This is a genomic window from Kitasatospora atroaurantiaca (genome assembly GCF_007828955.1).
GTDB classification, from domain to species: Bacteria; Actinomycetota; Actinomycetes; order Streptomycetales; family Streptomycetaceae; genus Kitasatospora; species Kitasatospora atroaurantiaca.
This window is the reverse complement of sequence record NZ_VIVR01000001.1, coordinates 5,026,081-5,051,741: the sequence shown is the minus strand read 5'-3', so window position 1 is coordinate 5,051,741 and position 25,661 is coordinate 5,026,081. Positions and strand designations below refer to the sequence as shown.

Below are 25,661 nucleotides of genomic sequence, written 5' to 3'. Positions count from 1 at the left end.
CCACTGCGCGGCACGCACCCCCATGGCCTGCGCGGTGACCTGCAGGGGCCCCCACACCACACATCGGTGGACGGGGGCCCCGCATCGTTTCCCAGGGATCAACCGCCCGCTCGCTCGCGGACCTTGAGCTCGAACCAGACACCCTTGCCGCGGGGCAGCAGATCCGCCCCCCAGCGCTCGGAGAGCGCCTCCACCAGCATCATGCCGTGGCCGGTCTCACTGCCGGGCTCGGCCACGATCAGACAGGGCAGTGCCCGCGAGGAGTCGCGCACCTCCACCCGCAGCCAGCCGGGCCGGCGGGCCAGCCGCAGCCCGATCGTCCGCCCGCCGGTGTGCCGGACCGCGTTGGCCGTCAACTCGCCGGTGAGCAGTTCACCCGCCTCGAGTAACGGGTGGAGCTGCCAGCGCTGCAGAACGGACAGGACGATTCGGCGGGCCACCCTGACGAGTTCGGGACGCGAGGGCAGGCACACCTCCTGCTCGGCCGCCACCTGCTCGCAGAGCCAGCCGAGATATTCGCGTTCCAACTCCTGCGGCGTCAGTCGCTCCAGCGTCTCCAGCGCGAACACCCCACTGCTCGACGGGTCGTCAGCGGCCAGGTTGGCCCCCGGATGTGATGCCCACTCTGACTCGCCCCATCCCGCCATGCGCCAATCATTGCGGAACGCATGCGGCCGCGTACGGACAATGACCAAACGATCACTATTCAATTGGCATATGACAGGTGCAAGTCGGAGGCCCGCCGAACAGGCCTACCACTCACCCCAGTTCACGTTCCAGCCGCTCAGGCCGTTCCACGCCTCCACCTTGGGGCCCTTGGAGTTGACGACCGTCACCACATCGCCGATCAGCGAGGAGTTGTAGAGCTTCCCGGCGTCGGAGCTGTTGCTGCCGTACCGCGCGTCCTCCACGCCGATGCAGCCGTGGCTCGCGTTGTACGACCCCATCGCGCCGGTGGCCCAGGAGTTGCCGTGGACGTACGTACCCGAGTCGGTCAGCCGCATCGCGTGCGGCACGTCGTCGAGGTCGTACTCGTCGCCCTTGGTGATGCCGCTGACGCCCTGGGAGGACATCCGGGTGCGCTCGGCCATCTCCTTGATGACCATCGTGCCGTTCCAGGAGTCGAATCCCGGCTTGCCCGCGGTGATCGGGATGTTGTCGACGACCTGGCCGTCCTTGACGACCTGCATCTCGTGCTTGGCCACGTCGACGGTACTGACCTGCGAGCGGCCGATGACGAACGGCTCGTCGGCGTCCACCCCGCCGTACACGTCCGGCGCCACCTCGACGCTCTTCAGCCGGTAGTGGATCGTCACCTTGGTGCCCGGCGTCCAGAACTTCTCCGGACGGAAGTCCACCCGGGTGCCGCCGAACCAGTGCCCCTTCACCACCGAGCCGTCGGAGGTCTCGAAGGTGATGCCCTTCTCCACCGCCGCCTTGTCCTTGACCGTGCGGTCGAAGGTCAGCGAGACGATCATCCCGACCCCGTAGGTCTGGCCGTCGGAGATGTTGTCGTGCGGGCCCGCGTCCTCGTCCGGGGTGAGCGTGGTGAAGCTGCTCTCCGCCGTCGCCACCAGGCCGTTGGCGTCCGCCGCCTGCGCGCTCACCCGGTACCGGGTGCCGACCGACAGGCCGGCCTTGGGCACCCAGCTCACCCCGTCGGCGGCGACCGAGCCCGGCACCTCCTTGCCGTCCTTGTCGGTGACCTTCACGGTGGTCAGCTTCCCGCTCGCCACCGACACCTTCACCGGGCCGGCCGGCTTCACGTCCTGGCTGCCGTTCTTCGGCTCGATGCTCAGCACCGCGGCCGAGACGGTCGGCTTGGGCGCCGCCGCGGCCGTGCTCTTCGCAGCCACCGGAGTGGCGTCTGTCGAACCGCCGCCGGCGCTCCCGCCGCTGCACGCGGCGGTCATCAGCACCAGCGCACCCCCGAGCGCCCCTGCGGCCACGCCCCTGCGCATCGACTTCAACGTCCCTCTCCCGTTCACCAGTTGTTCCAGCTCAGGTTCCAGCCGCTCAGGCCGTTGTCGGGGCTGACCTGTTCGCCCACCGAGTTCTTGATCGTGACCACGTCGCCCACGATCGAGGCGGCGTAGAACTTTCCGGCCGAGGAGTTGTCGTCGCCGTTGTCCGGGTCCGCCTTGGAGTCCTCGAGCCCGACGCAGCCGTGGCTGACGTTGTTGTGGCCGAACTCCGAGTGGTCGGACCAGTTGTTGCCGTGGACGTACGTACCCGAGTCGGTGAGCCGCATCGAGTGCGGCACCTTGTGCTTGTACGCCGAACCCTCCAGGCCGGGGACGGTCGAGGAGTCCATCAGGGCCGACCCCTCCTTGGCCTCGATCACCATCGTCCCGTTGTACGCGTTCCAGGACTTGGGCTCGGAGGCACCGGTGCTGATCGGGATGGTCTGGTACGGCTTCCCGTCCCGCTCGACCGCCATCTGATGGGTCGACGCGTCCACGGTGCTCACCTGCGAACGCCCGATGACGAACGGCTCGTCACTGTCCACCCCGCCGTACACGCCCGGCGCCACCTCGACGCTCTTCAGGCGGTAGTGGACCGTCACCTTGGTACCGGCCGTCCAGTACTTCTCGGGACGGAAGTCCACCCGCTGACTGCCGAACCAGTGCCCCTTCACCACCGAGCCGTCCGAGGTCTCGAAGGTGATGCCCTTCTCCACCGCCGCCTTGTCCTTGATCGCCCGGTCGAACCTCAGCGACACGATCATCCCGACCCCGTACGTCTGGCCGTCGGAGATGTTGTCGCGCGGGTTCGCGTCCTTGTCCGGGGTCAGCGTGGTGAAGCTGCTCTCCGCCTTGGCGACCACGCCCTTGTCGTCGGCGGCCTCCGCGCTCACCTTGTACTGCGTACCGACCGACAGTCCGCCCTTGGGCGCCCAGCCCGCACCGTCCGCGGTGATGGCCCCGGGCACCTCCTTGCCGTCCTTGTCGGTGACCTTCACGGTGGTCAGCTTCCCGCCCGTGACCGACACCTTCAGCGGGCCGACCGGCTTCACGCCCGTCGCGCCGTTCGCCGGCTCGATGGTCACCACCGCTGCCGAGACCGCCGCCTTGGACGCGGCCCCGGTGGTGCCCCCGGTCCCGCCGCCACCACCGCTGCTGCAGGCCGTGCTCAGCGCCAGTGCGCCCCCGAGCAGCCCGGCGACCACGCCCCTGCGTACCGACTTCACGTGCGCTCCCCCGTCCCTTGTTCCAGCCGTATACACGCTTCGTCCCACCGATAAGTTGCGCCCGCCCGAGGACGAACAGGTCACGAACGGACAACGGCCCGGCCACTCCGAGGAGCGGCCGGGCCGGACGTGCCCAGGAGGACGGGCTACCACTGGCTCCAGCTCAGCGTCCAGCCGCTGAGACCGTTGTCCGGACTGACCGTCTTGCCCTTGGAGTTGACGATCTTCACGACGTCGCCGATCAGCGACTCCGCGAAGAACTTGCCCGCCGTGGAGCCGTCGTCGCCGCCCTTGGCGTCCTGCATGGAGATGCAGCCGTGGCTGGCGTTGGACTTGCCGAAGGCGTTGCCCCAGTAGTTGCCGTGCACGTACGTGCCGGAGGAGGTGAGCCGCATCGCGTGCGGGACGTCCGGGACGTCGTACTCCTCGCCCTGGATGTTGGCGACGGTGGCCGAGTTCATCCGGGTCACCTTCTCCTTGCCGGAGATGACCATGGTGCCGTTCCAGGACGGGTTCTCGTCGTTGCCGGCCGTGATCGGGATGGTCTTGTAGACCGCGCCGTCCCGCTTGACGGTCATCATGTGCGTCCCCGCGTCGGCGGTGCTGACCTGGGACCGCCCGATGGTGAAGGGCTCGTCGCGGTCCACGTCGCCGTAGACGCCGGGCGAGACCTCGACGCTCTTCAGCTTGTAGTGGACGGTGACCTTGGTGCCGGCCTTCCAGTACTCGGCCGGACGGAAGTCCAGGCGCTGGGAGCCGAACCAGTGGCCCTTGACCACGGTGCCGTTGCTGCTCTCGAAGGTGATGCCCTTGGCGACGGCGTCCTTGTTCTTGATCGGCTTGCTGAAGGCCACCGAGACGATCATGCCGACGCCGTAGGTGGCGTTGTCGGAGATGTTGTCGTTGGTGGCGACCGTCTTCGCCGGGGTCAGCGTGGTGAAGGTGCTGGTCGAGGCCGCGACCAGGCCGTTGGCGTCCTTGGCCTGCGCGTTGACCTTGTAGACCATGCCGACCGCGAGGGCGCCGCTGGGCTTCCAGCTGAGACCGTCGGCGGAGATCGTGCCGGGAACCGCCTTGCTGTTCTTGTCCGTCACCTCGACGTTGGTCAGCGTGCCGCCCGCCACCGTGACCTGGAGACCGTTGGTGGGGGCCACGTCCTCGGCGCCGTCCTTGGGCGTCACGGTGAGCACCGCGGCCGAGGTCTTGGGGGCCGCCGGGCTGGACGCGGTGCCGGGCGTACCCGAGCCGCCGCCGCTCGCACCGTCCTTGGAGCCCCCGCCGCCACCGGAGCTGCAGGCCGCGCCGAGCAGCAGGACGCCGCCCATCAGCAGGGCAACACCCGCCTGGCGGCCCCGGCCGCGACCGGCCGCACCCTCAGTCGTACATATCGCGGCGTCGGCCGCCTGAACGGGCTTCACTCGGTGTGCTCCCCTCCCGGTATCCACGGTGAATACACGCGCTTTCGCCCGGATCAGTTGCACCGGGCCGAGACTGCTTCCACGCGGGCTCACAGGGCAGGGACCCGGGTCGGCGCGGGAGGTCAGGATAACTGGGCCGGATGAGTGAATCTTCGGGGGGAGGGGCGTGCCGACTCAGTGAACTCCCAGCGCGCTTCCGCGCACCCACTGGGCCCAGGAGAGGTTCCAGCCGTTCAGCCCGTTCTCCGGGGGAACGACGCTCCCCTCCTGCCCGCGCACCTCGATCACATCGCCGACGATCGAGTGCTCGAAGAACCAGCCGGCCGGGGTGTCCGGCGAGCCGCCCTTGGCGTCGGCCAGGCCGATGCAGCCGTGGCTGGTGTTCTCGCTGCCGAAGACCGAGACCGGGGCCCAGTAGTTGCCGTGCACGAAGGTGCCCGAGCTGGTCAGCCGCATCGCGTGCGGGACGTCCTTGATGTCGTACTCGTCGCCCATCCCGACGGTCTGCGAGTTCATCCGGGTGACCTCGAACTTCTCGGAGATCACCATGGCACCGAGGTACGTGGAGTGCTCGGGGCTGCCGCCCGAGACCTTGAGGGTGCGCAGCATCCTGCCGTCCTGCCGGACGGTCATGGTGCGGGTCGTCAGGTCGACGGTGCTGACCTGGGCGCGGCCGATGGTCAGGTGCACGTCCTTCGCCTGGGTGCCGTAGTAGCCCGCGGCGCCCTGGACATCCTTGAGGCGCAGCGCCAGCGTGACCCTGCTACCGGCCGCCCAGTACTTCTCCGGGCGGAAGTCCAGCCGCTGGCTGCCGAACCAGTGCGCACGCACCGCCACCGGCGGGTCTGCGGTCACGGTGACGGCCTTCTCCACCGCGGCGCGCTCGGTGATCGGCCGGGTGAAGCGCAGCGAGACCGGCATACCGACGCCGACGGTGCTGCCGTCCTCGGGGGTGAAGAACGCGGCGAAGGTGCGCGCGGGGGTGAGGGTCGAGAAGGCCACGTGCTGGGCGGCCTTCAGCCCGGCGCCGTCCTCGGCCACGGTGTCCAGGGTGTACGGGGTGGCCGGCGAGAGCCTGCCGTCCGGGGCCCAGGAGCCGCCGTCGGGGCTGACCCTCCCGACCAGGACGGCGCCCTTGTCGTCGGCCAGGCGTACCGAGACCAGCCTGCCCTGCGCCACGGTGACCCTGACCGGCCCCTCGGGGGCGACGTCCTGGCTGCCGTCCCCCGGGGTCGTGGTGATCACCGCGCGGGACACCGGCGGGCTCTGCACCGCCTGGTCGACGCTGGGCCCCGCCTGCCGCCCGCCGCCGGAGCACCCGGTGAGCAGGCACAGCCCGACGGCCGCCGCGCGCCGGGCCCAGACCCGTACTCCGGGGTGCATTCCGGCCCTCCATCTCAGTTGTCCCAGGCAGTGGTGCCTGACGCCGGGCATAACGACGGCACCCCCGGGCGGACACGAGGGAACGAATTCACTCAGCAGACGCCGGAAAGCCTCATAACGGGACAGAATCGTTCACGGTCCGTCACAAGATGATCCGCCACGTGACAGCGGCAGCCGATCAGGGAACAAGAGAGGGAAGCGGGGAACGGGACTCCCCGCGCTGGGAGGGTTCACCGATGACGGCGTGGCAGGAGCTGGGGCAGGACACGCGCCGAAGCGCGCCGGCGAGGACCCAACCCAACGGCAACGCCGCCCACCCCTCACCGGTCGCCACCTGGCCGGGCAGCTGGCAGCCGCTGGGCGCCCGCTTCCGCACGGACCCCGAGGGCACCCGCGGTACCAACTTCGCGATCTGGGCGGCGGGCGCCGAGGCCGTCGAACTCTGCCTCTTCGACGAGGCCGGCCACGAGACCCGGCACCCGCTCACCGAGCAGACCTTCCAGACCTGGCACGGCTACCTGCCCGGGGTCCTCCCCGGCACCCGCTACGGCTACCGGGTGCACGGCCGCTGGGACCCGTGGACCGGCGCCCGCTGGAACCCGGCCAAGCTGCTGCTCGACCCGTACGCCCGGGCCGTCGACGGCGCCTACACCGCCCACGACGCCACCTGCGCCGCCGTCCGGAACTGGCCCGAGCGCGAGGTGGCCGACACCGTACGGGACAACCGGGACTCCGCCCCGTACGTGCCCAAGGCCGTGGTGGTCCACGACGACGACGACTGGTACGACGACCACCGGCCCAAGACCCCCTGGGCCGAGACCGTGCTCTACGAGCTGCACGTCCGCGGCTTCACCATGCGCCACCCCGGCATCCCCCCGGAGCTTCGGGGCACCTACGCCGGGCTGGCCCACCCGGCGGCGATCCAGCACCTGGTCGGCCTGGGCGTCACCGCGGTCGAGCTGCTGCCCGTCCACCAGTACGCCGATGAGGACCACCTCCAGCAGCGCGGGCTCACCAACTACTGGGGCTACAACACCCTCGGATTCTTCGCCCCGCACGCCGGGTACTCCTCCTCCGGCAGCCGGGGGCAGCAGGTCGGCGAGTTCAAGCGGATGGTCCGCGCCCTGCACGCGGCCGGCATCGAGGTGATCCTCGACGTGGTCTACAACCACACCGCCGAGGGCGGCACCATGGGCCCCTCGCTCGCGCTGCGCGGCATCGACAACGCCGGCTACTACCGGCTCGACCGCAGCCGCCGCGGCTACGCCGACTACACCGGCTGCGGCAACACCCTCGACACCCGGCAGCCCCACGTCGTCCGGCTGATCACCGACTCGCTGCGCTACTGGGTCTCCGAGATGGGCGTGGACGGCTTCCGCTTCGACCTGGCCGCCGCGCTCGCCCGCGGCAGCGACGGCGTCGAGATGCACCACCCCTTCCTGGCCGCCGTCTCCCAGGACCCGGTGCTCAGCCGGGTCAAGCTGATCGCCGAACCTTGGGACGTCGGGGCCGGCGGCTACCAGGTCGGCGGCTTCCCGCCGCTCTGGGCCGAGTGGAACGACAAGTACCGCGACACCGTCCGGGACTTCTGGCGGGGCGCCCGGCCCGACGTCCGCGAGCTCGGCTACCGGCTCTCCGGCTCCTCCGACCTCTACCAGCGCGGCGGCCGCCGCCCCTACGCCTCGGTCAACTTCATCACCGCGCACGACGGCTTCACCCTGCGCGACCTGGTCTCCTACAACCGCAAGCACAACGAGGCCAACGGCGAGGACAACCGGGACGGGACCAACGACAACCGCTCCTGGAACTGCGGCGCCGAGGGCGAGACCACCGACCCCGCCGTCCGCGAGCTGAGGCAGCGCCAGCTGCGCAACCTGCTGACCACCCTGCTGCTCTCCACCGGCGTGCCGATGCTCACCGCCGGCGACGAGCTCGGCCGCACCCAGGGCGGCAACAACAACGCGTACTGCCAGGACAACGAGAACAGCTGGCTGGACTGGTCACTCCTGGGCGACCCCGAGTGGCGCTCGCTCCTCGACCTGACCTCCCGGCTGATCCGGCTCCGCCGCACGCACCCGGTACTGCGCCAGCGAGCCTTCTTCTCCGGCCGGGCCGCCGTCCCCGGCGGGCAGCGGGACCTCGCCTGGTTCACCGCCCGGGGCCGGGAGATGACCGAGGCCGACTGGTTCACCCCGACGGCCGTACTCGGCATGCTGCTCTCCGGCACGGCCATGTCGGAACGCGACCAGCACGGCTGCGCCCTGACCGACGACAGCTTCCTGCTGCTGCTCAACGCCGGCGAGCAGCCGGTCTCCTTCACGCTGCCGGGCGAGCCCTGGGCCTCCGCGTACCGCACGGTGGTGGACACCGCCCGCGCCGAGGCCCCGGAAGGGCGGCACCCCGCGCTGACGGCCATCACGGTGGGCGGACGCTCCTGTCGGCTGCTCAGAGTAGCCGCCACGGACCATGGCCGGTTCTCGCCGACAGGCGCGTAAAACCGGATGAGAAATGTCAGTGGCTCTGCCTACCCTCTCGGCGATGGCCGAGAACGAGAACCCCGACCAACCTGACACACCGTCCGAGACGGCACGCACACCGCGCCGGTCCACGCTGCGCTCGCTGCTGCGCCTGTGGCCGTACGCCCGCGAGGTGCGCTGGCGGATCGCCGGCGCGACGGCGGCCGCGCTGGTCGCCTCCGGCAGCGTGCTACTCGTCCCGCTGGTGCTCCGCCGCATCGTCGACGGCCCGATCGCCCACCACGACCTCGGTGCACTGTGGCCGCTCGCCGGGCTGCTCCTGCTGCTCGGCCTGATCGAGGCGGGGCTGTTCGGCGTCCGCCGGGTGATCGTGGCCCGCCCGCTCGCCCGGGTCGAGAGCGCCATGCGCGGTGACCTCTACGCCAAGCTGCAGCGGCTGCCGGTCTCCTTCCACGACCGCTGGCCGTCCGGGCAGCTGCTCTCCCGGGCCACCTCCGACATGTTCACCATGCGGCTCTTCCTGGCCTTCCCGCTGGTCTTCCTGATCGTCAACTCGATGGTGTTCCTCATCGGCTCGGTCATGATGTTCCTGCTGGACTGGCGGCTCGGCCTGATCACGCTGCTGCCCGCCGCGCCGCTGATGGTGCTCACCCGGCACTTCGAGAGCCGCTACTCCCGGGCCGCCCGCCGCGCCCAGGACCAGAACGGCGACCTCGCCACGGTGATCGAGGAGTCGGTCCTCGGCATCCGCATCCTCAAGGCCTTCGGCCGCCACCGCACGATGGCCGAGCGCTTCCGGCAGCAGACCCGCGAACTGCGCGGCACCGAGCTGCACAAGGCGGACATGCTGGCCAACCTCTGGGCCGTCATCGTCGGACTGCCGGAGTTCGCACTCGGCTGCGCGCTCGCCGTCGGCGCCGTCCGGGTCGCCGACGACCAGCTGACCGTCGGCACCCTGGTCGCCTTCCTCTCCATCGCGCTGGCCCTGCGCTGGCCGGTCGAGTCGCTGGGCTGGCTGCTGGCCTACGCCAACGAGGCCGCCACCGCGACGGACCGCTTCTTCGAGGTGATGGACGAGCCGGAGAAGCCGGAGCTGCCCTCCGAGCGTCACTCGGCGCTTTCGGCACCGGCGCGCTCTTGGGCTCAGGAGGCCGACAAGGGCATCCGCTTCAGCGGCGTCCGGTTCCGCTACCCCGACGCCCCCGCCGGCACGCCCGACCTGCTGTGCGGCATCGACCTGCACATCCGGCACGGCGAGACGATGGCCCTGGTCGGCGCCACCGGCAGCGGCAAGACCACGCTCACCGCACTGCTCCCCCGCCTCTACGAGGCCACCGGCGGCAGCATCACCCTGGACGGCCGCGACATCCGCGACATCCCCCGGCAACGGCTGCGTGAGCTGGTCTCCGTCGCCTTCGAGGAGCCGACGCTGTTCTCCGCCTCCGTCCGGGAGAACGTCCTGATGGGCGCACCCGACGCGGGCCCCGAGCAGCTCGACGCCGCTCTCGACACCGCCCAGGCCGGCTTCGTCCACAAGCTGCCCGCCGGGGTCGAGACCCAGGTCGGCGAGCAGGGGCTGAGCCTGTCCGGCGGGCAGCGACAGCGCCTGGCCCTGGCCCGTGCGGTGGTCGGCGAGCCCGGCTTCCTGGTGCTGGACGACCCGCTCTCCGCACTGGACGTGCACACCGAGGCCCTGGTCGAGCAGGCACTGCGGCAGGTCCTCGGCGGCACCACCGCCCTGGTGGTGGCCCACCGGCCGAGCACCGTCCTGCTGGCGGACCGCGTCGCCGTCCTCGACGAGGGCCGGATCGCCGCCGTCGGGACGCACCAGGAACTGCTGAGGACCTCCGCGGTCTACCGCGAGCTGATGACGGGCGAGGCCGCCCCCGCGCTGGAAGGGAGCCCCGCCCGATGACCACCACCGTCGAGGCCGCCGAGGACCTCGAGGAACTGCCGCACCCCGCCGAGGACGAGGACATCCCCGTCCCTCCCGGTGCCGCCCGCACCCTGCTGCGCGAGCTGCTCGGCCCGCACCGGCGGCGGATCGCCGGCGCCATGCTGGTGATCCTGGTCCAGCAGGCGGCGCTGCAGGCCGGCCCGCTGCTGGTCGCGGTCGCGATGGACCGGGGCATCCCGGCGCTGCGCGACCACCGCAGCGGTCCGCTGATCGCCGTGATCGCCGCCTACCTGGGCTGCGCCGGGGTGAGCACACTGCTGCAGCGGGCCTTCATCCGGCTGAGCGGGCGGATCAACCAGGACATCCTGCTCGACCTGCGCGGCCGGATCTTCCGGCACGCCCAGCGGCTCAGCCTGGACTTCCACGAGCGGTACACCTCGGGCCGGATCATCTCCCGGGCGACCAGCGACGTGGACGCCCTGCGCGAACTGCTCGCCGAGGGGCTCCAGGAACTCCTGACGGTGATCCTCTCGGTCTTCTACATCACGGTCGTGCTGCTGCTCATGGACTGGCGGCTCGGCCTGGCCGCGCTGGTCTCCTTCCTGCCGATGTACCTGATCATCCGGTCGTTCCGGCGCCGCTCGCTGCGGGTCTACCGGCGCTCGCGGACGGCCGTGGCCGCAGTGATCGTCAGGTTCACCGAGACCATGAACGGCATCCGCCCGGTGCAGGCGTTCCGCCGCGAGGCCGCCAACGACGAGTCCTTCGGCGTGGTCAACCGCCAGTCCGCCGCCGCCACCGCCGACGGCCTGCTGGAGATGGCCCGCTATGTCGGTCTCTCCCGGGCCACCGCCAACACCTGGATCACCGGCGTGGTGGTGCTCGGCGCCTTCCTGGTCACCGACGGCAGCCTGGAGCTCGGCGTGCTCACCGCCTTCGTGCTCTACCTGCGGCGGCTGTACGACCCGATCGACCAGCTGGCGATGTTCCTGAACAGCTACCAGTCGGCCGCCGCCGCCCTGGAGAAGATGGCCGGCCTGCTGGCGCACGAGCCCACGGTCGCCGAACCGGCCGCCCCGGCCGAGCTCCCCGCCACCACGATCAAGGGACGGGAGGTGGCCTTCCACGGCGTGCGCTTCGCGTACCGGACGGGGAAGGAGGTGCTGCCCTCCTTCGACCTGGTGCTGCCCGCCGGGCAGACCACCGCCGTGGTGGGCGCCACCGGCGCGGGCAAGTCCACGCTGGCCAAGCTGCTGGCCCGGTTCTACGACCCGACCAGCGGCCGGCTCACCCTCGACGGCATCGACCTGCGCGAGCTCTCCACCGCCGAGCTGCGGCGCGGCGTGGTGATGGTCACCCAGGAGTCCTTCCTGTTCTCCGGCACGGTCGCCGAGAACATCGCCATCGGCCGGCCCGGCGCCACACGCGCCGAGGTCGAGCAGGCGGCGCGGGAGATCGGCGCGTACGAGTTCATCTCGGAGCTGCCGGACGGCTTCGACACCGACGTCCGCAAGCGCGGCGGCCGGATCTCGGCCGGCCAGCGGCAGCTGGTGGCCTTCGCCAGGGCGCTGCTGGCGGACCCGGCGGTGCTGATCCTGGACGAGGCCACCTCCTCGCTGGACGTGCCGGGCGAGCAGGCGGTGCAGCGGGCGATGCGGACGGTGCTGGCCGGGCGGACGGCGGTGATCATCGCGCACCGGCTCTCCACGGTGGAGATCGCCGACCGGGTCCTGGTGATGGAGCAGGGCCGGATCGTCGAGGACGGCACCCCTGCCGACCTGATCAGCGGCCAGGGCCACTTCGCGGACCTCCACCAGGCCTGGCGCGACAGCCTGGTCTGAGACCGTCCGGGCATCCCCAGGGGCGCGGGGAACTGCGCGCAGCGGTAGGGCACAGGTCGTCGCCTTCCGATCTCGCGCAGTTCCTCGCGCCCCTTAGGTGGTGCAACTGGCTCGAGTGCCTCACCTACAGCAGCCGGTCGACCGCCGCCAGTGCCTGCCGCAGCCGCTCGGGGCGGTCACCGGTCAGTTCAAGCCAAGGAGTGTCACCGGCCGTGAGAACCTCGCGGAAGCGACCCGTCATCCAGGGCCGCAGGTGCTCCCCGTCCCGCAGCCCGTCGTCGTCGAAGGGAACGCCTTCGTCCGAGGTCAGCAGGTAGAGGGCGCGCGGCGACAGGGCCTCGGCAAGGTCGCGTACCGGACCCGTGACGGCACCTCGGTAGCGCTCCTGCCACACCGTGGTGGCGAGCGCGTCGGTGTCGCAGACCAGAACCGGGCCCCCGGCGCGCGCGGCGCGTTCCTCGTCGGCGGACTGCCTCCGGCAGACCAGTTCGAAGTCCCGGTCCGTCCACTCGAGGTCGAAGACGGTCGGTGCGGGCCCCGCCGGGTCGGCGAGGGCCCGGGCGACGGCAAGCTTGGCCACCGTCAACTCTCGACCGTACTCGGGCACCCAGCCGGTCCGCGCGTGCGGGCCGCCGCGGGCCCGAAGGGCGGCGGCGAGGTCGCGGGAGAGCGTGGTGGTACCGGTCGACTCCGCGCCCAGGACCACCACCCGCCGGCTGAACCAGGCGCGTACCGGCGGCTCCAGGTGGTCCCAGTGCGCCGCCGGGTCGGCGCGCACCTCGGTGCCGGAGACCGCGAAGGTCTCCCGGCCCTGGTCCAGCACCACCGGTGCGGCCCGGAAGCGCCGGGCGAGCTCCACCCCGTAGGGCTCGGAGCTGAACACCGCGTCGACGGCGGGCGCCCCCGCAAGGGCCTGCCGCATCAGCGCGACGTGTCCGGCCCAGATCTCCTCGCTCTCGTAGTCGACGGCGAGGTTGTCCACCACCCCGGCGACGTGCACGTGCGGGTGGTCCGCCCAGGCCTCCTCGATCCAGGAGACCCGGGCCGCCAGGGGGACGGTCTCGACGTCCGCGGCCATCACGACCACCGTGACCCGGTCGCAGGCGTCCGCGGCGGTGCGGATCAGGAAGTGGTGCCCGGCGTGCGGCGGGTAGAACTTGCCGATCACCAGCCCGTGCCCGAACCGGCCGCTCATGCCGGCACCGCCACGGGCTGCGCGGCCTCGGTCGTCAGCTCGCGCCGCCAGGCCCGGAGGCCCAGCAGGCAGAGGCCCAGGAAGAGCAGGTAGACGAGGGCGGTGAGGTCCAGCGCCTTCACGAAGTACAGCGGGACGTAGACCACGTCCGCCGCGATCCAGAAGTACCAGGTCTCGACCTGCTTGGTGTTCAGAAGCCACTGGGCCGCGAGCGAGAGCGCGGTGGTGAGCGCGTCCCAGAACGGCGCGCTGTCCCCGGCGCGTCCGAGCACGACGGTGAGCGCCCAGGTCACGGGCACCAGGAGCAGCAGCAGAACCACCAGCGTCCGGGGGCTCGCCCGGCGGACGGATCGCGCCGAGCGCTGCTCACCGCCGCGCAGCCACTGCCACCAGCCGTGGATGCCGAGAGCCAGGAACACCAGTTGCAGGGCCGCGTCGGCGTAGAGCCGGGCGCTCCAGAAGAGCACCAGGAAGAAGATGTTGTTCGCTATGCCGACCGGGAAGTTCCAGATCCTGGCCCTGACGGTGAGCCAGACGCCCACCGCCCCGGTGGCGAAGCCGAGCAGCTCGGCCCAGCTGACGGCGTCCTGGCCGACGTGGAACAGCACGGTGTTGAGGGGCTCGGTGAGCCCGCTCAGGAAATCGCTGACGGCCATGGCCACCCCTCACCCTTATGGTCGGAGTGACGATAACGGCAGCCGGGGGTGGGCGCAACGCCTGTGGCCCTGCGCTCACCCCCTGTCGCCTCAGCGCAGCAGCCCCGCGTCCATCCCGGCCGACTCGGCAGGCAGGACGACCAGCCCCAGCTCGGCCGGGGAGGCCAGCAGCTGATGGGCCGGCAGGACGCGCACGGTGTAGCCGAACGGGCCCGTACGGCAGAGCTCCAGCGAGCCCTCGTACCGGTGGCGGCCGTCGAGATCCGGCCCGCCGGAGGGCTTGAGGGCGAGCACCACGGCATCGGAGATGCCGTCCGTCTCGTCCACCCGGCCGGAGACCACCTGAACCTCCACGTCCGTCGGCTCCAGCGGCCCGAGCGAGACCTGGACGCGCAGGGTCAGCGTGCTGCCCAGCTCCTGGGCCTCGGCCGACCCCTCGGCCTCGACGTGCTCGACCCGGACGGCCGGCCAGGCGGCCCGGACCCGGGACTTCCACTCCGCCAGCTCCCGCGCTCCCGCGTGGGAGACCCCGCCGGGGACGGCCGCGGCCAGCTCCCGCTGGGCGGTGGCCGCGGGTGCGTACAGCCGCTCGACGTACTCCCGGACCATCCGGCCGGCCAGCACCTTCGGGCCGAGCGTGACCAGGGTGTGGCGGACCATGGCGATCCAGCGGTGCGGCAGCCCGTCGGAGGCGCGGTCGTAGAAGCGGGCGGCGACCTGGTGCTCGATCAGGTCGTACAGCGCCGCCGCCTCGATGTCGTCCCGGCGGTCGGCCTCGGCGCTCTCCGGGTCGAGGACCGACCCGACGCCGTCGGCGGTCGGGATGGCCCAGCCGTTCTGGCCGTCGTACCACTCGTCCCACCAGCCGTCCAGGACGGAGAGGTTGAGGCACCCGTTGAGCGCCGCCTTCATCCCGGACGTGCCGCAGGCCTCCAGCGGGCGCAGCGGGTTGTTCAGCCAGACGTCGCAGCCCGGGTAGAGGTGCTGGGCCATGGCCATGTCGTAGTCGGGCAGGAAGACGATCCGGTGGCGGACGGCCGGGTCGTCGGCGAAGGCGACCATCTGCTGGATCAGCCGCTTGCCGCCGTCGTCGGCCGGGTGGGCCTTGCCCGCCACCACGATCTGCACCGGCCTGGTCGGGTGCAGCAGCAGGGCCCGCAGCCGCGCCGGGTCCCGCAGCATCAGGGTGAGCCGCTTGTACGAGGGGACGCGGCGGGCGAAGCCGATGGTGAGCACGTCCGGGTCGAGCACCGAGCCGACCCAGCCGAGCTCGGCGTCGCCGGCCCCGCGCTGGCGCCAGGAGGCGCGCACCCGGTGGCGGGCCTCGTCCACGAGCTGCGAGCGCAGGGTGCGGCGCAGCTCCCAGATGTCGGCGTTGCCGATCCGCTCCAGGCCGGTCCAGCGCTTGGCCTCGCCCGTCATCATGGCGTCCTCGGCACGTTCGATGCCGATCTCGCCCGCGCCGAGCCGGACCACGGCCGGGTCGATCCAGGTGGGCGCGTGGACGCCGTTGGTGACCGAGGTGATCGGCACCTCCGCCGCGTCGAAGCCCGGCCAGAGGCCGCTGAACATGCCCCGGCTGACCTCGCCGTGCAGCGTGGAGACGCCGTTGGCCCGCTGGGCCAGGCGCAGGCCCATCGCGGCCATGTTGAAGAGCTTCGGGTCCCCGCCCTGCCAGCTCTCCGCGCCGAGCGCGAGCACCTGCTCGACGGGCACGCCGGGCAGTGCGGCGTCGCCGCTGAAGTGGCGGGCCACCAGGTCGCGGTCGAAGCGGTCGATCCCGGCCGGGACGGGGGTGTGCGTGGTGAAGAGCGTGCCGGCCCGGACGGCCTCGAGGGCGGCGGCGAAGTCCAGCCCCTCGGTGTCCTCGGCGGTCTTCTCCTGCTCGGTGACGAGCTCGCGGATGCGCTCGACGCCGAGGAAGCCGGCATGGCCCTCGTTGGTGTGGAACACCTCGGGGTCGGGGTGGCCGGTGAGCCGGCAGTAGGTGCGCACCGCACGGACGCCGCCGATGCCCAGCAGCATCTCCTGGAGCAGCCGGTGCTCACTGCCGCCCCCGTACAGGCGGTCCGTCACATCGCGGTCGGCGGCGGTGTTGGGTTCGATGTCGGAGTCGAGCAGCAGCAGAGGGACGCGTCCGACCTGGGCCTTCCAGACGTGGGCGGCGAGGGTGCGGCCTGCCGGTAGGGCGAGGTCGATCCGGCAGGGGGTGCCGTCGGCCTCGCGGAGCAGGCTCACGGCGAGCTCGTCCGGGTCGAGCAGCGGGTAGCGCTCCTGCTGCCAGCCGTCCCGGGAGAGGGACTGCCGGAAGTAGCCGTGCCGGTAGAACAGGCCGACACCGATGATCGGCACACCGAGGTCGCTCGCGGCCTTGAGGTGGTCCCCGGCCAGGATGCCGAGGCCGCCGGAGTACTGGGGCAGCGCGGCCGCGATGCCGTACTCGGGCGAGAAGTAGGCGATGGCGGCGGGCAGCGGGCTGCTGCCGTCGCCGGGTGGCATGGCTGACTGGTACCACCGCGGCCCGGTGAGGTAGTCGCGCAGGTCGTCGGAGAGGTCGCCGAGTCTGCGCAGGAAGCGGCGGTCGGCGGCCAGCGCGGCGAGCCGGGCCGCCGGGACCTCTCCGAGCAGCCGTACGGGATCCTCGCCGACGGCGGCCCAGACCTCCGGGTCGACGGAGCGGAACAGCTCCCTCGTCTCGGGGTGCCAGGACCAGCGGAGGTTCAGCGCCAGTTCGTGCAGCGGCTGGAGTTGTTCGGGCAGGACGGTGCGGACGGTGAATCTGCGGATTGCCTTCACGGCGTGAAGCCTAGACCCCGGAACCGAAATGATGGGGCGTCAACTATCGTATTGCGCACCCGTTCGGACCATTGGTGAGATCACAGTCGGCGCATTCCGCTGCACGAGGGGCGCACGGGGGCGCATTCACCCGAAAGGGTGCGCTCCTGGCGCGTGAACAGCCTGGAACGTCCACGTTTCCACTGGCTGATATGCCTCTGCCTACCGTCCGAAATCACGCGCTTACTCATCCGTAGGTCTTGCCGGTGGTGCGAGGATGCACAAAGGTCGTTGGTGCCGTGGGGAGTGCGATCCGGGTGGGCGCACCCCTGCTGTCCCACGTCCGGAATCCCTCTCGTTGACGAGCTCTCATCATCCTTAACCCGTTTGGCCTCCGCTGTGCCCGTGAGGCGTGTCCTGATGCCGTGCCCGATCGTTCTCGGATGGGTTGGGTCGCTCCGGGGCGTGCCCCGAGGGGCACGCGCTGGGACGCGCGCGGTCTCTCGGCCTCCGGGCCGCAGTCGTGGGCCGGGTGGGCAGGTTGCGGGGCACGACGGCGCGGGCAGGCTTCCGGTCGCACGTCCTCCCTCACCCAGTAGTCCCCCCGGTACTCCCCTGGCCCCGCACGGCCCGCGGGAGCTGCCGCCGATCTCGGGCAGGAGTTTGGCATGCACGGCGACACGCGGGACCAGTCGATCTCGACAACGGGCGACCCCGAAACATCGTCAGAGGCGGAGGCCCCGCTGCCGGCCCCGCGCGCAGCTCGCAGGACCGCCGCACCGCGCAAGGCCGCCGAGCCGCGCAAGGCCGCGGCACCGCGCAAGGCCACGGCCCGTCAGGGCGCCGAGGCCACGGCCGCGAAGCCCGCCGCCGCGAAGCCCACGGCCGCCCGCAGGACCACCACCCCACGCAAGACAGCTGCCCGCAAGACGACAGAGAGCGACACCGTGATCGGCCGCATCCCCGTCCTGGACGTGTCCCCCCTCATCGACGCCGGGCGCCGTCCGGCCAAGGCCGTGGCCGGCGAGAGCTTCCTCGTCACCGCCACCGTCTTCCGCGAGGGCCATGACGCGGTCAACGCCAACGTGGTGCTGCGCGACCCGCGCGGCCGCAGCGGCCCGTGGACGCCGATGCGCGAGCTGGCGCCCGGGACGGACCGCTGGGGCGCGCACGTCACCCCGACCGCGCCCGGCCGCTGGTCGTACCTGGTGGAGGCCTGGGGCGACCCGATCGCCACCTGGCGCAAGACCGCGGCCGTCAAGCTTCCGGCCGGGATCGACACCGCGCTCGTCCTGGAGGAGGGCGCGCAACTGCTGGAACGCGCCGCCGCCGGTGTACCGAAGAAGGAGGGCCGGGCGCACGTCCTGGCCGCCGTGGACGCGCTGCGCGACACCGGCATGCCGCCGCTGAGCCGGCTCGCCTCGGCGATGGCCCCCGAGGTGACCGACCTGCTCGCCCGGTACCCGCTGCGGGAGCTGGTGACCGCCTCGCGTCCGCTGCCGTTGCAGGTGGACCGTCAGCGGGCGCTGTACGGCTCCTGGTACGAGTTCTTCCCCCGCTCCGAGGGCGCCGTCGTGGACCCGGACGGCAACGCCGCGCCGATCTCGGGGACGTTCCGCAGCGCCGCCGAGCGGCTGCCCGCGGTCGCCGCGATGGGCTTCGACGTGGTCTACCTGCCCCCCGTCCACCCGATCGGCCGCGCCTACCGCAAGGGCCCCGACAACTCGCTGACGGCCGGTCCGCACGACGTCGGCTCCCCGTGGGCGATCGGCTCGCCCGAGGGCGGCCACGACGCCGTCCACCCCGACCTCGGCACCATCGAGGACTTCGACCACTTCGTCGCCACCGCGGCCGGCCTCCACCTGGAGGTCGCCCTGGACTTCGCCCTCCAGTGCTCGCCCGACCACCCGTGGGTCAACAAGCACCCCGAGTGGTTCACCCACCGTATCGACGGCACCATCGCTTACGCCGAGAACCCGCCGAAGAAGTACCAGGACATCTACCCCGTCAACTTCGAGCAGGACTTCGACGGCATCGTCAAGGAGACCCTGCGCATCCTGCGCTTCTGGATGGCCCACGGCGTCCGGATCTTCCGGGTGGACAACCCGCACACCAAGCCGGTCGTCTTCTGGGAGAAGGTCCTGGGCGACATCGCCCGCACCGACCCCGACGTGCTCTTCCTCGCCGAGGCCTTCACCCGTCCGGCGATGATGCACACCCTGGGGAAGATCGGCTTCCACCAGTCGTACACCTACTTCACCTGGCGGAACACCAAGCAGGAGCTCACCGAGTACCTGACCGAGCTCTCGGGCGACGCGGCCGCCTACATGCGCCCGAACTTCTTCGCCAACACCCCCGACATCCTCCCGGAGCACCTGCAGACCGGCGGCCCCGCCGCCTTCGCCGCCCGCGCCGTCCTCGCCGCCACCCTCGCCCCCAGCTACGGCATCTACGCCGGCTACGAGCACTACGAGAACGAGGCGGCCGCGCCCGGCAGCGAGGAGTACGCCGCCTCGGAGAAGTACGAGCTGCGCCCCCGCGACTGGAGCCGTACCGACACCCTCACGCCGCTGCTCACCACCCTCAACCGCCTGCGCCGGCGCCACCCATCCCTCCAGCAGCTGCGCAACCTGCGCTTCCACCCCACCGACAACGACCAGATCCTCGCCTACTCCAAGACCGCGACCACCGAGGACGGCCTGACCGACCACGTGATCGCCGTCGTCAATCTGGACCCGCACCACGCCCAGGAAGCCACCGTCACCCTCGACGGGGACGCACCTCTGACGGTGCACGACGAGCTCACCGGTGCCACCTACACCTGGACCCGGCACAACTACGTCCGGCTCGACCCGGCCACCGGGCCGGCCCACCTCCTCACGGTTCGGAGGAACCCTCAGTGACAGTCAACGAGCCCGTCCCCGACACCTTCGCCGAGACCCTGAAGAAGGACCTGGACCCGGAGTGGTTCAAACGCGCGGTCTTCTACGAGGTCCTGGTGCGGTCCTTCCAGGACAGCAACGGCGACGGCGTCGGGGACCTCAGGGGGCTCACCTCCAAGCTGGACTACCTTCAGTGGCTCGGCGTGGACTGCCTCTGGCTGCCGCCCTTCTTCGCCTCCCCGCTGCGCGACGGCGGGTACGACGTGGCCGACTACAAGTCGGTGCTCCCCGAGTTCGGCGACCTGGCCGACTTCGTGGAGTTCGTGGACGCCGCCCACAAGCGCGGCATGCGCGTGATCATCGACTTCGTGATGAACCACACGAGTGACCAGCACCCGTGGTTCCAGGCCAGCCGCAACGACCCTGACGGCCCGTACGGCGACTTCTACATGTGGGCCGACGACGACAAGCAGTACCCGGACGCCCGGATCATCTTCGTCGACACCGAGACCAGCAACTGGACGTACGACCCGGTCCGCAAGCAGTACTACTGGCACCGCTTCTTCTCGCACCAGCCGGACCTCAACTACGACAACCCGCGGGTCCAGGAGGAGATGATCGCGGGGCTGCGGTTCTGGCTGGACCTCGGGATCGACGGGTTCCGCCTCGACGCGGTGCCGTACCTGTTCGCGCGCGAGGGCACCAACTGCGAGAACCTCCCGGAGACCCACGAGTTCCTCCGCCGGGTCCGCAAGGAGATCGACGCGGACTACCCGGACACCGTGCTGCTCGCCGAGGCCAACCAGTGGCCGGAGGACGTCGTCGACTACTTCGGCGACTTCGCCTCCGGCGGCGACGAGTGCCACATGGCGTTCCACTTCCCGGTGATGCCCCGGATCTTCATGGCCGTCCGCCGGGAGTCCCGCTACCCGGTCTCGGAGATCCTCGCCAAGACGCCGACCATCCCCGGCGGCTGCCAGTGGGGCATCTTCCTGCGCAACCACGACGAGCTGACCCTGGAGATGGTCACCGACGAGGAGCGCGACTACATGTACGCGGAGTACGCCAAGGACCCGCGGATGCGCGCCAACGTGGGCATCCGTCGGCGGCTCGCCCCGCTGCTGGAGAACGACCGCAACCAGATCGAACTGTTCACCGCCCTGCTGCTCTCCCTGCCCGGCTCCCCCGTCCTCTACTACGGGGACGAGATCGGTATGGGCGACAACATCTGGCTGGGCGACCGGGACGGCGTCCGCACCCCGATGCAGTGGACACCGGATCGTAACGCGGGTTTTTCCTCCGCGGACCCGGGCAGGCTCAGTCTGCCGCCCATCATGGATCCGGTGTACGGCTTCCAGGTGACCAACGTCGAAGCACAGCAGAGCAGTTCGAGTTCTCTGCTGCACTGGACGCGTCGCATGATCGAGATCCGAAAGCTCAACCCGGCGTTCGGCCTCGGCAGCTACACCGAACTGCCCTCCAGCAACCCCGCGGTGCTGGCCTTCGTGCGCGAGTACGAGGGAGACCTGGTCATGTGCGTGAACAACTTCTCGCGCTTCGCGCAACCGACCGAGTTGGACCTGCGGAGGTACGGGGGGCGGTACCCGGTGGAGCTGATCGGCGGCGTGCGCTTCCCGTCCATCGGCGAGTGGCCCTATCTGCTCACCCTGGCCGGTCACGGCTTCTACTGGTTCCAGCTGCGCAGTCCTCGCGCACACTAGCGAGCCTCGCAAGAAGTAACGATCCACCACTTGGTTCCCCCGGGGGCGCGAAGAGCCATCATCCGCGCCCCCGGGACTCTCTGCACCACCGCGTACGGAGAACAGCCCAACGGCCACCCACACTATGGCGTGACACCCGAGCCCGGCTCGCGTGCCGTCGCCGTCGCGCCGCCGAAATCCGGAAGACTGACGGACCCGGCCAGACCCGTCGGGCAGTCGGCCCGCTTCCGGGGAAAGGGAGTCATGTCCGAAACCTCCCGTTCTCAAGCCCATGTGCACCGCGATCCCCCGAGCGGAGCCACCGGGCCCGTCGGGACACGCGGCACCGGGGTACGGAGAACCACCCCCGGGGTCAGCGAGCTGGTGAACGCCTCGCTGCCGCTGATCGCCGACTGGCTGCCGAGCCAGCGCTGGTACGCCGGCAAGGGGCGCGCCATCACCGGGCTCACCCCGGTGGTCGGCACGCCGCTGCAGGTCGGCGACCCGGCGCTGCTCCATCTGCTGCTGAGGGTCGAGCACGCGGGTGACGGGCCCGCCGCCCACGGCGACATCTACCAGCTGCTGCTCGGCACCCGCTCACAGGCGCCCACCGGCATCGGCCAGTCCGCCGTACTCGGGCGGCTCAGCGGCGGACCGTACGACGGCGCGGTCCTCTACGACGCGGTGCACGACCCGGAGCTGACGGGCCGCCTGCTGGAGCACCTGGCCACCGGCGACCGCTTCGGCTCGCTGTCCTTCCGCCGCACCCCGGGCCCCGGGCTGCCGAGCAACCTGCCCGGCCGGGCCAGCACCGCCGAGCAGAGCAACAGCTCGGTCATCTACGGCACCGCCTTCATCCTCAAGCTCTTCCGCCGCATCAGCCCCGGCACCAACCCGGACCTGGAGCTCTCGCTCGCGCTCTCCCGGGCCGGCTCCACCCGGATCCCCCGGGTCGCGGCATGGTTCGAGAGCCGTCTGGAGCGATCGGAACCGGCCACTCTCGGCCTGCTCCAGCGCTACCTGCCGGACGCGGAGGACGGTTGGGAGCTCGCCCTGGACCAGGTCGGCCGGCTGAAGGGCGACCCGTCCCCGGGCAACTTCGCGATCGAGGCGCACCGGCTCGGCCGCGCCACCGCCGAGGTGCACCGGGTGCTGGCCCGCTCGATGCCGGTGGCACGGCTGGACCGCGCCCAGACCAGCCTGCTGGCCGGGACGATGGCGGACCGGCTCGACAGCGCCGTCACCGCGGTCCCCGGCCTGCTGCGCTACCGCTCCGCGCTGCGCGCCGCCTTCCGGCAGCTCGCCGACGCCCACCCGGACGGCCTGCCCGTCCAGCGCATCCACGGCGACCTGCACCTGGGCCAGGCGATGCGCATCGCGCACGGCTGGGTGCTGCTGGACTTCGAGGGCGAGCCGGCCAAGTCGGTGGCCGAGCGCAGGCTGCCGCAGCCCGCGCTGCGCGACGTCGCGGCGATGCTGCGCTCCTTCGACTACGCGGCCGCCCACCTGCTGGCCGGCGCGCCGCCCGATCCGGAGCTGGCCCACCTCGCGGCGGCCTGGGCGGCCCGTAACCGCACGGCCTACTGCGCGGGTTACACCGCCGGCGGCGGCAGCGACCCGGCCGCCTCGCCGGAGCTGATGCGCGCACTGGAGATCGACAAGGCGGTGTACGAGGTGGTCTACGAAGCCCGCCACCGGCCCAGCTGGCTGCCGATCCCCCTGGCCGCCATCAACCGCCTGGCCCTCACCGTCTGACCCCCTCTCCAACTTCGCAGGAGGATTTAGCCGTGACCCCGCTCGGCCCGAAGCCCGACCGAACCACGCCCGTGCCAGCCACCTTCCTGCCCGGGCGGTCCGGGAGGCCCGGGCGGTCCGGGGAGCCCTCGCAGACGCGGGCCACCCCCGAGCGGACCGCGCGGCGGCGCGAGCCGGCGCGCACGGCACCCGTACCGGCGAAGCCCGCGCCCCAGCAGCGCCCCGCACCGGCGCACGCCGCACTACGGCTGCCGGACGCCCCGCTGCCGCCGGCCGAGATCGAGCGCCTGCTCTCCGGCGTGCACCACGACCCGCACTCCCTGCTCGGCGCCCACGTCACCTCCGAAGGCATCGCGATCCGGGTGCTGCGCCCCTTCGCGGAGCGGGTGGTGGTCGACACCGAGCAGGGCCCGGTGGAGCTGACGCACCTGCAGGGCGGCCTGTTCACCGGCCTGCTGGCGGGCCGGGAGATCCCCGCGTACCGGCTTCAGGTCACCTACCCGGGCGGCGAACCGCTGATCCAGGAGGACGGCTACCGCACCCCGCCCACCCTCGGCGAGCTCGACCTGCACCTGATCTCCGAGGGCCGGCACGAGCAGCTCTGGCAGGTCCTCGGCTCGCACGTGCGCACGGTGCACGGCGTCCTGGGCACCGCTTTCGCCGTCTGGGCGCCGAACGCGGCCGGCGTCCGCCTGATCGGCGACTTCAACCACTGGGACGGGACCGGGCACCCGATGCGCTCGCTCGGCTCCTCCGGCATCTGGGAGCTGTTCGTCCCCGGCCTGGGCGACGGCGCGCACTACAAGTACGAGATCCACACCCGTCAGGGCTGGGTCCTCAAGAAGGCCGACCCGCTGGCCCGCGCCACCCAGTGCCCGCCGGACACCGCCTCGGTCGTCCACACCTCCCGGTACGAGTGGCACGACGCCGACTGGCTGGCCCGCCGGGCGCAGACGGTGCACCACCGCGCCCCGATGTCGGTCTACGAGCTCCACCTCGCCTCCTGGCGCCCCGACCTCACCACCTACCGCGAGATCGCCGAGGAACTCCCCTCGTACCTCGAAGGGTTGAACTTCACCCATGTGGAGTTCATGCCGGTGATGGAGCACCCCTTCGGCGGCTCCTGGGGCTACCAGGTCTCCGGCTTCTACGCGCCCACCGCCCGCCTGGGCGGCCCGGACGACTTCAAGTACCTGATCGACACCCTGCACCGGCACGGCATCGGCGTGATCGTCGACTGGGTGCCCGCGCACTTCCCCAAGGACGACTTCGCCCTCGCCCGCTTCGACGGCGAGGCGCTCTACGAGCCGGCCGACCCGCTGCGGGCCGAGCACCCCGACTGGGGGACGCTGGAGTTCGACTACGGCCGCACCGAGGTCCGCAACTTCCTGGTCGCCAACGCCGTGTACTGGTGCGAGGAGTTCCACATCGACGGCCTGCGGGTCGACGCCGTCGCCTCGATGCTCTACCTCGACTACTCCCGCGAGGGCGGCGAGTGGTCGCCCAACCAGTACGGCGGGCGGGAGAACCTGGACGCCGCCTCGTTCCTCCAGGAGATGAACGCAACCGTCTACCGGCGCTGCCCCGGCGTGGTCACCATCGCCGAGGAGTCCACCGCCTGGGAGGGCGTCACCCGCCCCACCGACAGCGGCGGCCTGGGCTTCGGCCTGAAGTGGAACATGGGCTGGATGCACGACTCCCTGGTCTACATCTCCAAGGAGCCGGTGCACCGCAAGTACCACCACAACGAGATCACCTTCTCGATGGTGTACGCCTACTCCGAGAACTACATCCTGCCGATCTCCCACGACGAGGTCGTGCACGGCAAGCAGGCCCTGGTCTCCAAGATGCCCGGCGACTGGTGGCAGCAGCGCGCCAACCACCGCGCCTACCTCGGCTTCATGTGGGCCCACCCGGGCAAGCAACTCCTGTTCATGGGGCAGGAGTTCGCGCAAGGGTCGGAGTTCCACCACGAGCAGGGCCCGCAGTGGTGGGTGCTCGCCGACGACTGGCCGGCCGCCGCCGACCACCAGGGCGTCCAGCGGCTGGTCGGCGACCTCAACCGGGTCTACCGGGCCACCCCGGCGCTGTGGGAGCAGGACACCACGCCGGACGGCTTCCGCTGGCTCGACGGCGGGGCCGCCGAGGACAACGTGCTCTCCTTCGTCCGGTACGCAGCCGACGGCTCGCCGCTGGTCGCGATCTGCAACTTCTCCCCGGTCGTCCGGCACTGCTTCCGGGTCGGCCTGCCCGCCCAGGACGGGCCCGAGCAGCTCTGGGAGGAGGCGCTCAACACCGACGCCGAGCAGTACGGCGGCAGCGACGTCGCCAACTCCCGCCCGGTCAAGGCCGAGCCCACCCCCTGGAACGGCCAGCCCCGCAGCGCCGAGCTGATCCTCCCGCCCCTCGCCACGGTCTGGCTCCGCCCGCTGACCGCATAGGGCAACCACAGCTGGGGCCCGGTGGGTGACAGCTCACAGCAACCACAGCAG

The 25,661-nt window shown here is 71.3% G+C and carries 15 protein-coding genes; 7 read left to right on the top strand and 8 right to left on the bottom strand.

Features of this window, described 5'->3' with window-relative positions; genetic code table 11:
* Window positions 1–98: 98 nt before the first annotated feature.
* The 5 genes from FB465_RS23055 to FB465_RS23035 form a co-directional block, all read right to left on the bottom strand.
* Window positions 99–647: an ATP-binding protein gene (locus FB465_RS23055; RefSeq protein ID WP_145793390.1), complete on the bottom strand. Its 549-nt coding sequence runs from the start codon at window positions 645–647 to the stop codon at window positions 99–101.
* Between the two features lie 105 nt (window positions 648–752).
* Window positions 753–1,961 (bottom strand): L,D-transpeptidase, encoded by a 1,209-nt coding sequence (locus FB465_RS23050; protein ID WP_170290668.1) that lies wholly within the window; start codon window positions 1,959–1,961, stop codon window positions 753–755.
* A 23-nt stretch (window positions 1,962–1,984) separates the two neighbouring features.
* Window positions 1,985–3,190, bottom strand: coding sequence for a L,D-transpeptidase (locus FB465_RS23045; protein WP_145793386.1), 1,206 nt, complete (start codon window positions 3,188–3,190; stop codon window positions 1,985–1,987).
* Window positions 3,191–3,336: 146 nt separating this feature from the next.
* Window positions 3,337–4,515 carry a L,D-transpeptidase gene (locus tag FB465_RS23040; RefSeq protein WP_145797533.1) on the bottom strand — a complete coding sequence of 393 codons (1,179 nt, stop codon included), beginning with the start codon at window positions 4,513–4,515 and terminating at the stop codon, window positions 3,337–3,339.
* A 267-nt stretch (window positions 4,516–4,782) separates the two neighbouring features.
* Window positions 4,783–5,991: a L,D-transpeptidase gene (locus FB465_RS23035; protein ID WP_145793384.1), complete on the bottom strand. Its 1,209-nt coding sequence runs from the start codon at window positions 5,989–5,991 to the stop codon at window positions 4,783–4,785.
* Window positions 5,992–6,227: 236 nt separating this feature from the next.
* Between FB465_RS23035 and glgX the strand changes: the two genes are divergently transcribed.
* From glgX to FB465_RS23020, 3 genes are read left to right on the top strand one after another with little or no spacing between them, the layout of a single operon-like run.
* Entirely contained in the window at window positions 6,228–8,486 is a 2,259-nt protein-coding gene (gene glgX, locus FB465_RS23030) for a glycogen debranching protein GlgX (protein ID WP_145793382.1), read from the top strand.
* Window positions 8,487–8,529: 43 nt separating this feature from the next.
* Window positions 8,530–10,383, top strand: a complete 1,854-nt coding sequence (locus tag FB465_RS23025; RefSeq protein ID WP_145793381.1) for an ABC transporter ATP-binding protein — start codon at window positions 8,530–8,532, stop codon at window positions 10,381–10,383.
* Window positions 10,380–12,206 carry an ABC transporter ATP-binding protein gene (locus FB465_RS23020; protein ID WP_145793379.1) on the top strand — a complete coding sequence of 609 codons (1,827 nt, stop codon included), beginning with the start codon at window positions 10,380–10,382 and terminating at the stop codon, window positions 12,204–12,206. Before FB465_RS23025 ends, FB465_RS23020 begins: the two co-directional genes overlap by 4 nt.
* Window positions 12,207–12,330: 124 nt before the next feature.
* Here the strand turns inward: FB465_RS23020 and FB465_RS23015 are convergent, their stop codons facing one another.
* The 3 genes from FB465_RS23015 to glgP all read right to left on the bottom strand — a co-directional run bounded on the left by FB465_RS23015 (window position 12,331) and on the right by glgP (window position 16,853).
* Entirely contained in the window at window positions 12,331–13,401 is a 1,071-nt protein-coding gene (locus FB465_RS23015) for an AAA family ATPase (protein WP_145793377.1), read from the bottom strand.
* Window positions 13,398–14,057, bottom strand: a complete 660-nt coding sequence (pnuC, locus tag FB465_RS23010) for a nicotinamide riboside transporter PnuC (protein WP_145793376.1) — start codon at window positions 14,055–14,057, stop codon at window positions 13,398–13,400. The genes FB465_RS23015 and pnuC overlap by 4 nt, the downstream gene beginning before the upstream one ends.
* A 90-nt stretch (window positions 14,058–14,147) precedes the next feature.
* A complete protein-coding gene (gene glgP, locus FB465_RS23005; protein WP_145793374.1) occupies window positions 14,148–16,853 on the bottom strand; it encodes an alpha-glucan family phosphorylase in 2,706 nt (901 codons plus the stop codon).
* A gap of 926 nt (window positions 16,854–17,779) precedes the next feature.
* On the opposite strand from glgP, the gene FB465_RS23000 reads away from it, so the two are divergent.
* From FB465_RS23000 to glgB, 4 genes are all read left to right on the top strand, one after another.
* Window positions 17,780–19,735: a maltotransferase domain-containing protein gene (locus FB465_RS23000; protein WP_145797532.1), complete on the top strand. Its 1,956-nt coding sequence runs from the start codon at window positions 17,780–17,782 to the stop codon at window positions 19,733–19,735.
* The gene (treS, locus tag FB465_RS22995) at window positions 19,732–21,435 is read left to right on the top strand and encodes a maltose alpha-D-glucosyltransferase (protein WP_145793372.1); all 1,704 of its coding nucleotides are present in this window, start codon (window positions 19,732–19,734) and stop codon (window positions 21,433–21,435) included. The genes FB465_RS23000 and treS overlap by 4 nt, the downstream gene beginning before the upstream one ends.
* Before the next feature lie 243 nt (window positions 21,436–21,678).
* The gene (locus FB465_RS22990) at window positions 21,679–23,169 is read left to right on the top strand and encodes a maltokinase N-terminal cap-like domain-containing protein (RefSeq protein WP_170290667.1); all 1,491 of its coding nucleotides are present in this window, start codon (window positions 21,679–21,681) and stop codon (window positions 23,167–23,169) included.
* Entirely contained in the window at window positions 23,118–25,610 is a 2,493-nt protein-coding gene (glgB, locus tag FB465_RS22985) for a 1,4-alpha-glucan branching protein GlgB (RefSeq protein WP_425461257.1), read from the top strand. The genes FB465_RS22990 and glgB overlap by 52 nt, the downstream gene beginning before the upstream one ends.
* Window positions 25,611–25,661: the final 51 nt, after the last annotated feature.